We start from the raw sequence: 11,579 nt of genomic DNA, 5'->3' as shown, positions 1-11,579 counted from the left end.
GATGGCACCACCTGATCCCTTCCCGAACTCAGAAGTGAAACATCATCGCGCCAATGGTAGTGTGGCCCCGGCCATGTGAGAGTAGGTCATCGTCAGCTCTCTATTCTAAAAGTAAAACCCCCTTGGCGTAATCGCTAAGGGGGTTTTCTTTTGTGTTGAGTAAAGTGTTGGTGGTGAGCTTTATTGTTAGATTCTTTTAGAACAACTCACCCGTTTCAACCACTTCTTCAAAATTAAATCCCAATTGCTCGCCTTTGCGCTGCCTCATCTGTTCAATACGCTGTCTACGTCCAGAAACCAGCCGTAGTACCTCACGACGCTGTTCAGTCGTCATATCATGCCAGAGCTGCCGCTCAGGTCGACTACGCAAGCAGCCAAAGCAATAGCCTTTTTTATTGCTGTGACAGACACCAATGCATGGATTGGCAATCTCGAACAGTTCAAACTGCTGGTTCATGGCGGCTCCATCATTATTATCGTTGTTCCTTTAACTTGTCTAATTTCCTGTCCAATCTCACTGTAAAACACTATTATGTCGCAAATAGTGAATAATAATGTGCGGTTTTATTGTTACTGTTTTTATTAACGCAATGCTATGCTGAGTTTTTACTACTCATTCATAGCAATCATAACAAAATTAATAAGTGAGATTATACGTGGACGTTATTTATATTCATGGGTTAGACAGTGATGCTAACTCTACCAAAGGCAGACTACTAGAAGATTATTGCCGCCAAAATCATCCTGATATTAATGTATTGCGTCCTGATTTAAATAAAACGCCTGATCAAGTTTTCAATCAGATATCATCATTGATCGAAAATTTGAATAGCAATCGTAATCATGCTGAATATGCAAAATTTAAATCGTCAAATACGATATTGGTTGGTAGCTCATTGGGTGGTTATTTCTCTACTCTAATCAGTAATTATACAGGTTGTCCAGCGCTGCTACTAAATCCTAGTACTCAGCCGCATGTGACATTACAGCGCTTTTCTGAGGATTCGGCTTTGGGAACTGATGTGAAGGAAGAGGGCTTGTCCGATCAGATTCTTCACTCAACAGCAGGTGGTTGGGATATTACTCATGCAGATTTAGAGTGGTTTGCAGCGCACCAATTAACGACTATTAATTACCCCGATAAAGTGTCTGTATTAATCAAAGATGGCGATGAGCTGCTAAATCCCGAACTCTCTAAACAGTTTTACAAAGAAAAGGGAGCGACGGTCACTATGCAAGTTGGTGGTGACCATAGGTTTAGTGACTTTGGTGCGCAATTGCCAATGGTAATTGATATGTTAAGGCAGCTGCTTTAATTTTAAATAAAATATAGCCCGCCTAACATAGAACCTGATACCTCAAGAACCTAAAATAGACGACATTATCTGACGTGAGCGACTGACTATTACCGTTAATGTCGCTATTTTTCGTTATAATGGTGTAATAGAATTAATCGCACATGAACAGTTAAGGATGCATTTGTGAGTCAATATAATGCGCAATCGTTAGAAGTTTTAGAAGGTCTTGAGCCCGTACGTCGTCGCCCAGGTATGTATACCGATACCACCCGCCCTAATCATTTGGCGCAAGAAGTCATCGATAACTCAGTCGATGAAGCATTGGCTGGTTATGCCAAGATTATCAAGGTTCAACTACATAGTGATGGATCGCTATCAGTCGAAGATGATGGTCGTGGTATGCCCACTGATATTCATCCTGAATTTGGTCAAACAGGTATCGAACTGATTTTAACCCGTCTGCATGCTGGTGGTAAATTTTCGACGTCCAACTATGAAGTTTCAGGCGGCTTACACGGTGTGGGCATCTCTGTGGTCAATGCACTATCCACGCGAGTAGAGGTGACGGTATGGCGTGACAGTGCGCAGTTTGAGATGGCGTTCGAGAATGGTGCAGCAGTTACGCCTTTAACCGAAGCAATCAGCTCAAATAAGCGTAAGCGTGGTACCAAAGTACACTTTTGGGCTGATGGCAGCTTTTTTGATACGCCAAAATTTAACGTCAAACAGCTTAAGCATAATCTAAAAGCCAAGGCAGTGTTAGCTGCTGGTTTAACGATTGAGTTTGTTGATGATATTAATAATGAAAAAGTCGTTTGGCAATTCGCTGATGGTGTTGTTGAGTATTTAAACGAGCAGCTAGATGGTCTTGAAACTTTGCCTGAAGCACCATTTTATTATAACCACGATGCTAAAGCGGGCGAACGAGCCGGTATTACTTTTGCGCTGTCTTGGCTGCCTGATGGTGGTACCCCTGTTCAAGAAAGTTACGTAAACCTTATTCCGACTGCACAAGGCGGTACGCACGTTAATGGCCTACGCACAGGTATTTTAGAGGCCTTACGTGAGTTTTGTGATATTCATAATTTGCTACCACGTAGCGTCAAGCTAACGGCAGAAGATGTGTGGGACGGGGTGAACTATATCCTGTCGCTAAAATTCTCTGAGCCACAGTTTTCAGGTCAAACCAAAGAGCGCTTATCGAGTCGTGAAGCAGCTGGGGCGGTTCAGACATTGGCAAAAGATGCCTTTAGCTTATGGCTAAATCAGCATGCCGATATGGCTACCCAGATTGCCGAGCTGGCGATTAATAAAGCAGGTCGTCGATTAAAATCTGCGAAAAAAGTTGCCCGTAAGAAAATTACTCAAGGCCCTGCATTGCCGGGTAAGTTGGCGGATTGTCGTGGGGATTTGCGTGATGGCGCAGAGTTGTTTTTAGTAGAGGGTGACTCTGCAGGTGGTAGTGCCAAGCAAGCGCGTGACCGTCATTATCAGGCGATATTGCCATTGCGTGGTAAGATTTTAAATACGTGGGAAGTATCTTCAGATACGGTTTTATCGAGCCAAGAGATTCATGATATCGCTATCGCTATCGGGGTTGATCCTGCTTCTGATGATTTGTCCGAGCTGCGCTATGACAAAGTCTGTATCTTAGCGGATGCGGACTCCGATGGTCTGCATATCGCGACCCTAATTTGTGCGTTATTCGTCAAGCATTTCCCAGCCTTGGTTGATGCCGGTCACTTGTTTGTGGCGATGCCACCTTTGTACCGTGTCGATGTGGGTAAAGAGGTGCATTATGCGCTCGATGAGCCTGAACTTGAGCATATATTGTCAAATGTGCCAGGCAACAAGAAAGCGCAAATCACACGTTTTAAAGGCTTGGGAGAGATGAGTGCTGAGCAACTGCGTGAAACGACCATGAATCGTGATACTCGCCGTTTAGTACAGTTAGACATGGATGACATGATACTGACCAACAGTGTGATGGATATGCTATTGGCTAAAAAGCGCGCAGCAGACCGTAAGACATGGCTTGAGAATAAAGGAAATTTAGCTGATATTCCTTAAAGTGGCATGAGGCAGTCAGTATGGGGGTCGCTGATACACACTTTATTTATATATATAAATAATTAAGTAAGCTATAACGCAATAAAATCCTGCAAAATTCAGCTAAGTAGCACAAGCTTAATGTTATTATATAGGCATCTTTTATTACATGGTGCCGTCATGACATCAAAGCTATTTAATCGTTCTAAATCAACTGCTTCTAAGCCTACGGGTGCTAAAATCTTACCGAAACTCAGCAAAAAGCATTTGGGTGATTTGGTTCCAAGGCGTGGTAACAAAGCTGCGCCATTTATTGCTTCTGCTTTATTAAAGGCGGCGGGCTGGCGTACGGTTGGTGAGATTCCAAATATTCCACAGGCTGTGGTTCTAGCACTGCCTCACACTTCAAATGTTGATGGGGTTTATGCCATACCAAGCTTATTTGCCTTGGACTTAAAAATAAGCATCATGGGTAAGCATACTTTATTTAAAGTGCCGTTATTTGCTCAGCTATTAAATTGGATAGGGGTTATTCCTATTGACCGTGGCAATAAAGGCTCGGTGCTACAAGCGAGTATCGATAAGTTTAAAACGGGTGAACCATTATTTTTGGGATTGGCGCCAGAAGGGACGCGTCAATATACCGAAAAATGGAAGTCGGGCTTCTATTATTTGGCCGTGGGCGCGGGTGTGCCGATTTTGCCAGTCGCAATGGACTATAAGACCAAGGAGATACGCTTTATGTCTTTGGTTTATCCTAGTGGCGACATTGATGCTGATTTGCCAAAAATATATAGCCAATATCAGGGTGTGACACCCAGACATCCTGAACGTTTATCACAGCCATTACAGGATATTAATAACTCAGTTGATTAAGCCTTTTAGCCTTTACAACCAAGTTCCTCTGTGCAAGCTCCTATGTGTAATTCCTTAGGACTATGCGCCAAAATTCAGTCATTAAAAAGCCTCTGATCTTTAGCATCAGAGGCTTTTTTCTATAGAAAAAATTGGTGTCAAATTAATAATAATTTGCTCACTCAGTAAACGTACTGACCCCACCATCAACAGGTAGATTGATGCCGGTGATGATCGCAGCATCATCGCTGGCCAAAAACAGCACTGCAGCGGCAACGTCCAAAGGTGTTGCTGTTTTTGCTAATGGCGAGTGCGTAACAAATGGGTTTGAGCTGATATCAGTGGTTACCAACCCAGCAGTGACAGCGTTAATACGCACATTATTTGGTATGTTTTCTAATGCCAGTTTTTTGGTGATATCCGTTAACTTTTTTTGTTCGGCTCTGTAAGTCTCTACCGTCCAATCCACTGGTATCTCTGTCAGTGTTGAGACGTTGACTATATTACCTTTGGTTTTGGTCAATTCAGGTACGACTGACTGATGAATACCGAAAGCCGTGTCGATGTTAATCATCACGTCAATATGCTTATACTTCTCAAGGACATGTTCGACCAATCTTTTTGTTTGGCTTGGATCATTAATATCACTCGTGACAGTAAAGTGGTTACCAGTATTAATCCACGTATGGTCTTCTGGGAGTTCCTCGTAGATATACTCTAAAATATCGTTGTTAATACCGACAATGATACAATTAGCGCCTTCTTGGGCAAATTTAAGCGCGATGGCACGACCAATATCTGAATCTGCCCCAGTTATGATGACGGTTTTCTCTTTAAAGCGCTTCATATTGTTCAATCCTTGTTATTATATGACGGTCATTAAATAAGTTTGATGTGTGTACGAAATAGTGATGTGCGTACGCAGTTTATAGTCTAAAAATCTTTGCATAAGCGATGATGCTTTAATATCATCATAACAATTCACCGCTTTGAAAGCGACCGTGACTAATAGAGCTTTTGACTGATAGTGCTCACGTGTCTTATTTTTTCTGCCGATATCTCGTTCGTTACTATTCTAGCCATGATAATGTCATGGTAAAGGGAGTAACGTAGCATACAACATATATATTTAATAATAAAAGGTTGAAACTGTGTCTGATTCGACGACTGCAATATCTGAGGTGGCAGCTCTTGCGAAAGAGCTGAGCTGGTATTTACACGCAGATGCTGTAGAGGTTGTTTTGAGCAACATGTCGACAATCGAGCAAAAATACAATGCTCAATACGGCGCTCGCCTACGTCACTACCAACTACCACTAGGCCAACTACGGCTTTTAGAATTAACGTTATATTTGCCCGCTGGTAGCAGCTCAGAAGATATTGATGCAGCACGTATGGTCACGCTGAAGGCGGCATTGGCATGGCACAAATCTTATCTTGCTCAACACACAAGTGAGAATAGTGTTAGCCATGAGGTACTGGCTTTTGACATTCAGTTTATTGATAGCAGCAGAAAAAGTAAGGCTGAGCTAAATATTCCGCAACAACAGCCCATAGAGTCATTAAAACGTCTCACTCACGCGTTTGGCGCACGTTATTTCATGGAAGACTTGGTTGTCGATATGACTGACAGCGTACAGCAACTGCAAGTTTTTAGCTGGCATGATTGGCAGACAGTACTAGAAGCCTTACAAACACCGTGTGAGCTATGGCGGTTTTTAAATTATCACCTAGAACAACTACAGTCTTCGGCTAACAATCACGTCGCCAGCTTTACATCAGAAACAGAGCTGGTGGAAGATTTCTTAAAAAGCTCATCTTTGTTTACGGCTGCTATCACGGTAGACAATGCACTCATCAAGTCTAGTATCCAGACAGAGCCTTGTTCAGCGCTGGTTGCTATGAGCCTAGCTGCTAAGAATCAAAGTAAAACTGCCCAGATGTATTATCAGCACATGGCGCAAGCAGCGTCGCTATGGTCGCAGCTAAGTAGCCAAATGATAGAGGCCTACCGTGACAACCTGCTGAAAATTAATCAAAACTTGCAGGAAGCTGATAATGATGGGCTTTCAGATACAGACCTTGCTTATTGGCAGCAGCAGTTACTAGATGAGTCTTTATTCTCACGTCATGAATTGGTGCGAACATTGTATCGACATCCAAAGCAGGGGCATGACTTACAAAAAGACGGCTATGTAGTGCATCAACATTCTTACGAAAGTTTGGGGCGCCATTATGTGCTGATATTCTACGGACAGGATGTTGATGGTCAGAACAGTAAAAAGGTGATTCAGCCAAACTTGGCAAAGATTGCGCAAGATGTGGCGACTCGTCTCCCGATAGTCGAGCTGCACCATGTTATCGTATTAGGCATTGAGTTTATTACTGAAAATGATGATACCTTTATCGATATCGATTTATGGATTCAACCTGTTAATCAGATGACCCAACGTGAGCGACAGCTGACTAAACAGATACAGCAGCTTAAACAGCAACAGGCTGCGCAACAGACCATGAATAAGCCCTCAACAAGGGCAGAAAACTCAACGGATTCAGAAACACAAACCGGAACAGCGAATAAGGTATCTCGTGATAGTACTCAGCCAGCTGCGCTGCCTCAAGTAAACCTGACTCTTTCTATACCTGCTCGAAAAAATAAACCTTGAATAGAAGGCTTTATATAGTGGCATAAAAAAAGACAGCCTAAGCTGTCTTTTTTCTAATTCAGATTAACGAGTCATTGATACTTACTTATTATTGGTGTCGTCATAAAGACCGCTACCAGGTAGTATGTCATCGTTGTTTTTGTTGATAGCATCATTGGTGATGTCATCCGTGTTAACGCGAGTAGTGTCTACGACATCTGTACGCAAGTCATTAGTCGACGTGCTTGCAGCTGGCGTGTTGTCACGAACTGAATCAGCAACTTTGTCTTGAGTTGATGAGCTAGGTTGAAGCGCAGACTTTGCTTTGGCTTCTTTATGCTCTCTGTCCATTTTATCCTGCATTTTGCGTAGGAAACGTGCTGCTGCTTCTTGACCACCAAGACCAAATGATAGTGCAAAGGCAACGGCTACTGCACCTAAGGTTAGACCAAATGCTAGGTTAACAATAGAGTCAGCAATACCCATCGCTTTTAGACCCATGGCTAGTACTAAGCCCATGATCAATACACGTACGATGTTGGCTAAGAATTGTGAGCCTTGCTCAGAACGCTCAACGACACCAGCGATGATGTTGGCCAACCAAAAGCCAATAAATAGAATAATTGCGCCTAGGATGATATTCGCACCAAACGCGATGAACATAGTAATAATGGCTGAGATAGGCTCAAAACCTAATAAATCAGCTGCTGCGATAGCGGCAAACAACATGGCAAAGAAGATAATCGCATAACCAACTAGGTCAGAGACTTTCTTATCGCCCATGGTTTCTTGTAAACCAACTTTGGCAGGTAGTTGATTGATTTGAGTGTTTTCAATCAAGCCTTTAATGATGTTGGCAACCATGCGTACCACGTAGAAGGTCACTACTAGGATAGCCACAGCCATAAAGATATTTGGCAATGCTTCCATAATTTTGTTCAGCATGTTCGTTGCTGGACGAGCGATTACTTCGATTTTAAGTGCATTTAATGCCGCGATAATCGTTGGGATAATTACGACCAAAAATGCCAATGAACCAGCAATATTAGGTAGGCTGTTTTGTTCACTTAAACCTGCTTTTGACGCCAGTTCTTGTACGTTAAAAGTAGAAACAAGGTTGGTCACAATGCCACGTACTACTTTGGCAATGATGTAACCTACAACGAACACTACACCAGCGATTAGAATGTTAGGGATAAAGCTGAAGATTTTATCGACCATATTCGTTAATGGGGCAAACAATCCATCAAGCTCTAATTGACCCAATACCATGGTCAATACAACCAATAAGATGAACCAATAAACCATGTCAGCAATCGTGCTGCTCATGGGTTTTACGCCAGCTTGAGCACTTAAACGCTCATCCATAGACGTTTTAGATAAGGCTGCGTTGATAGCTGTGCGGGCAACAGTTGCCACGACCCAACCAATAACACCCAGCGCGATAGCACCGATTAGGTTAGGAATAAACGCCAATACTTGGTTGACCATATTTGCGAATGGTGCCGAAATAGAGTTTAAATTCAATTGGCTAAGAGCCCCAGAAATTGCGATGATAAAGATAAACCAAAAAACAATCTTAGAGATAATACCCTCAAGATCGTAGGTTTTACCAGTTGAAGAGTTCATGCGTTGATTTAGATTTACTTTAGACAATACACCGCGTACTAATGCTGCGATGCCAAGTGCCACTAACCAGCCAATAATAAATATTAAAATTGCACCAATGATGGAACCGATAGGCCCACCAAGATATCCGTTAAAAGATGCAAACATTGGATTCATCTTATCCTCCTTTAATCATCTCATATCAGCAGCCAAATACAAAAATATTATTACCAGTATTACTCAGCCAAACAAATATAAGGTAGTGTTATAAACAGTATTTTTAGTTTAAGTTATATAGGGATATCATAATTTATAATCATTAACCTCTATCAGAAGCACTGGCTTTAACATTTATGGCATCAATTACTTGCCATGTCGATTATTACATCGCTATAAATGCCAAAACACTGATGATAGAAGCTTACGATTGGTTACGTATCCCCTTAACTAATTTAGCTTAGCTGATGTATAGGTAGATTTAAAGACAGAAAGCTTAACCTGTTACTATATTTGTGTGATAACTTGTTATTATCATAAGAAATATTAACATAGACTGTACATTCGCCCGATAATTTGGTCTGAGGCGTGGTTACCAAAACTAAGATTTGCTATTATAGAAGAATGTGACATCTCGCCACTATTCATACAATTTGAGAGTACTTTATGAAAAAAATCACTACTTTAAGCGTTAGTGCACTTGCTAGTGCTATGTTGTTAATAACAGGTTGTAGCACCAATAACGGCAATCAAGAAACGGCTGCCCAAAGCGTTGCAATTACTGAACAAAGCCCAACCAATGAAAAAGTGGGTTATAGCCTAGGTTATATGATGGCTGAAGGTAATAAAGAAGCCGTTGGCGACCTGAATCTTGATACGTTCGAAAAAGGTTTTCGTGATGGTTACGAAGGTAATGATTCAGCATTGACGCAAGAGCAAATGCAACAAGTATTGATGGACTACCAAAAAGAGCAAGAAGAAAAGTTCGTTAAAGAAATGGAAACCAAAGCCACCGACAATAAAGCGGCAGGGGCTGCATTCTTAGCAGAAAATGCGAAGAAAGAAGGCGTGAAAGAGACCGCTTCTGGTCTACAGTATAAGGTCATCACAGCAGGTACTGGCAAATCACCAAAAGCCACTGATGTCGTTGAAGTGAACTACGAAGGCAAGCTCATCGATGGCACCGTATTTGATAGCTCGTATGAGCGTGGTGAGGCAATTGAATTTCCACTAAACCAAGTAATCGCTGGTTGGACAGAAGGTCTACAGTTGATGAAAGAGGGCGGTAAGTACGAGTTTTATATCCCATCAGACATCGCTTATGGCGAAGCGGGTAACGCAGGTATCGAGCCTAATAGCACGCTTATCTTTACTGTTGAGCTATTAAAAGTAAAATAGTATAAAAATTAAGATAGTATAGTAATGAAGTATGCTGCGCTAAGGGCTTAATAGCTTTAGATAGCAGCTACAACAAAAGCCCTCATAATTAATTATGAGGGCTTTTTCATGAGAGGTCATTAGATCAGTTTTTAATGAGTCCGCTGCAGCATTAATTACAAAGTCTTTTGGAACACTTTTGAGTTACGGCCATTGTTGTATTTCTCTTGACGGGGTTCAGGTAGGGCGCTGGCATCCACTTCAACGAAGCCGTGCTCCACAAACCAGTGTGCAGTACGAGTGGTCAAAACGAACAGCTTGTGTAGTCCATGGCTGCGTGCTTGCTGCTCTAAAAAGGCTAATAGGTCGTTGCCACGGCTGCCATTGCGGTATTCTGAGTGTACCGCCACACAAGCGACTTCTGCGGAATCCGCATCCAATGGATAAAGGGCGGCACAGCCTAGTATCATACCATCCCGTTCAATGACACTATAGTTGTCAATTTCTTGCTCTAAACGCTCGCGTGAACGGCTGACCAAAATACCTTGTTCTTCTAGCGGTGACAGTAGCTCAATCAGTCCAACCACGTCATCGATGTTAGCGCGGCGAATCTCTTCATAAGGGTCATGGCTAATGAGAGTGCCAGAACCATCACGAGTAAACAGCTCTTCTAGTAAGGCACCGTTTTTGGCGTATGAAATAATATGGGTGCGATGAACCCCTTGACGACAAGCTTGGCTTGCGCAGTTTAAGAAGTAATTAATCTCGCAGTTCAAATCGCGGTCGCGTAAGAAGCGATCAACTTCGTTTGGAATCATTTCACGCAGCAAACGATCGCCATCATTGATACCTGCTTCTTCTCCTAGAAAAATGAGCTTATCTGCACCCAATTCAACTGCGGCACTAAGTGCAACGTCTTCAGCAAGTAGGTTAAAGACTTCACCAGTCGCTGAATAACCCATTGAGCCCAAAATCACAATATGGTCGTGCAAAAGATTGTTTTTGATGGCCTCAACATCGATAGAGCGCACTTCACCAGTCATTTGGTAATCGACACCATCACGAATACCATATGGACGGGCGGTGACAAAGTTACCTGAGATAGCGTCAATACGTGAGCCATACATAGGAGAGTTGGCCAGTCCCATCGATAGCTGTGCTTCAATCTGTAAGCGAATCGCACCTACTGCCTGTAGAATGGCAGGCATTGCTACCCGTGGTGTGACACGGACGTCTTGATGCAAGGGAGAGGTGGTAATATCAGCGTCTTTTAGATTCTTTTCGATTTGCGGTCGCGCCCCATGCACCAACACTAACTTGATACCCAAGCTATGCAATAAGGCAAAGTCATGAATAAGGGTGCTAAAATTTGCGTGATTGACCGCTTCACCGCCAAACATAATCACGAACGTTTTGCCGCGATGAGTGTTAATGTAGGGGGCAGAGTTACGGAACCAATGAACGTATTCAGGATTAATCTGGGGCATGGCGCTAGTAGTCATAATGGGAGCAGTAGTAGTCAGAATAAGAAAAGGGGCGTGGCAAAAAAATGTCCATCGCTAAAGATTTACCATAGCAAAAAACGCCGTTATGAGCTATCTTTTATTTCAGTCATGTTTGTCAATTTCATCGCTGATGTACCATATACACAACCTAAACACGGGATTAGTGTACCTATAAATAGTTTTTGCTATGCTAGGCGCTATTGCTTTACTGATAGCGAACGAAGATAATCAATAAAAGCGCTCTA

General features: G+C 42.4%; 9 protein-coding genes and 1 rRNA gene. 6 read left to right on the top strand and 4 right to left on the bottom strand.

Features of this window, described 5'->3' with window-relative positions:
• Positions 1-98 (top strand): 5S ribosomal RNA (gene rrf, locus QL919_RS11285); the annotation flags it as partial.
• A 98-nt stretch (positions 99-196) separates the two neighbouring features.
• Here the strand turns inward: rrf and QL919_RS11280 are convergent.
• Positions 197-457 carry a DUF1289 domain-containing protein gene (locus tag QL919_RS11280; RefSeq protein WP_290189619.1) on the bottom strand — a complete coding sequence of 87 codons (261 nt, stop codon included), beginning with the start codon at positions 455-457 and terminating at the stop codon, positions 197-199.
• Positions 458-656: 199 nt separating this feature from the next.
• Between QL919_RS11280 and QL919_RS11275 the strand changes: the two genes are divergently transcribed.
• The 3 genes from QL919_RS11275 to QL919_RS11265 all read left to right on the top strand — a co-directional run bounded on the left by QL919_RS11275 (position 657) and on the right by QL919_RS11265 (position 4,223).
• A complete protein-coding gene (locus QL919_RS11275; protein WP_290189618.1) occupies positions 657-1,316 on the top strand; it encodes a YqiA/YcfP family alpha/beta fold hydrolase in 660 nt (219 codons plus the stop codon).
• 165 nt (positions 1,317-1,481) lie between these two features.
• Complete coding sequence (parE, locus tag QL919_RS11270; protein ID WP_290189617.1) at positions 1,482-3,368, top strand: DNA topoisomerase IV subunit B; 1,887 nt, start codon at positions 1,482-1,484, stop codon at positions 3,366-3,368.
• Between the two features lie 159 nt (positions 3,369-3,527).
• Entirely contained in the window at positions 3,528-4,223 is a 696-nt protein-coding gene (locus tag QL919_RS11265) for a lysophospholipid acyltransferase family protein (protein WP_290189616.1), read from the top strand.
• Between the two features lie 157 nt (positions 4,224-4,380).
• On the opposite strand, the gene QL919_RS11260 is transcribed toward QL919_RS11265, so the two are convergent.
• Complete coding sequence (locus tag QL919_RS11260) at positions 4,381-5,049, bottom strand: SDR family oxidoreductase (RefSeq protein ID WP_290189615.1); 669 nt, start codon at positions 5,047-5,049, stop codon at positions 4,381-4,383.
• A 304-nt stretch (positions 5,050-5,353) separates the two neighbouring features.
• Here QL919_RS11260 and QL919_RS11255 point away from each other — a divergent pair, with 304 nt between their 5' ends.
• A complete protein-coding gene (locus tag QL919_RS11255; protein ID WP_290189614.1) occupies positions 5,354-6,868 on the top strand; it encodes a hypothetical protein in 1,515 nt (504 codons plus the stop codon).
• A gap of 81 nt (positions 6,869-6,949) precedes the next feature.
• Here QL919_RS11255 and QL919_RS11250 read toward each other — a convergent pair whose 3' ends face one another.
• The gene (locus QL919_RS11250) at positions 6,950-8,632 is read right to left on the bottom strand and encodes a mechanosensitive ion channel (protein WP_290189613.1); all 1,683 of its coding nucleotides are present in this window, start codon (positions 8,630-8,632) and stop codon (positions 6,950-6,952) included.
• Between the two features lie 486 nt (positions 8,633-9,118).
• Between QL919_RS11250 and QL919_RS11245 the strand changes: the two genes are divergently transcribed.
• Positions 9,119-9,850 (top strand): FKBP-type peptidyl-prolyl cis-trans isomerase, encoded by a 732-nt coding sequence (locus QL919_RS11245; RefSeq protein ID WP_290189612.1) that lies wholly within the window; start codon positions 9,119-9,121, stop codon positions 9,848-9,850.
• Between the two features lie 155 nt (positions 9,851-10,005).
• On the opposite strand, the gene argA is transcribed toward QL919_RS11245, so the two are convergent.
• Positions 10,006-11,331: an amino-acid N-acetyltransferase gene (argA, locus tag QL919_RS11240; RefSeq protein ID WP_290189611.1), complete on the bottom strand. Its 1,326-nt coding sequence runs from the start codon at positions 11,329-11,331 to the stop codon at positions 10,006-10,008.
• Positions 11,332-11,579: the final 248 nt, after the last annotated feature.

Source organism: Psychrobacter sp. APC 3426 (assembly GCF_030408035.1).
Taxonomy (GTDB): Bacteria; Pseudomonadota; Gammaproteobacteria; order Pseudomonadales; family Moraxellaceae; genus Psychrobacter.
The sequence above is the reverse complement of the archived record's forward strand: the minus strand, read 5'-3'. Positions and strand labels throughout refer to the sequence as shown.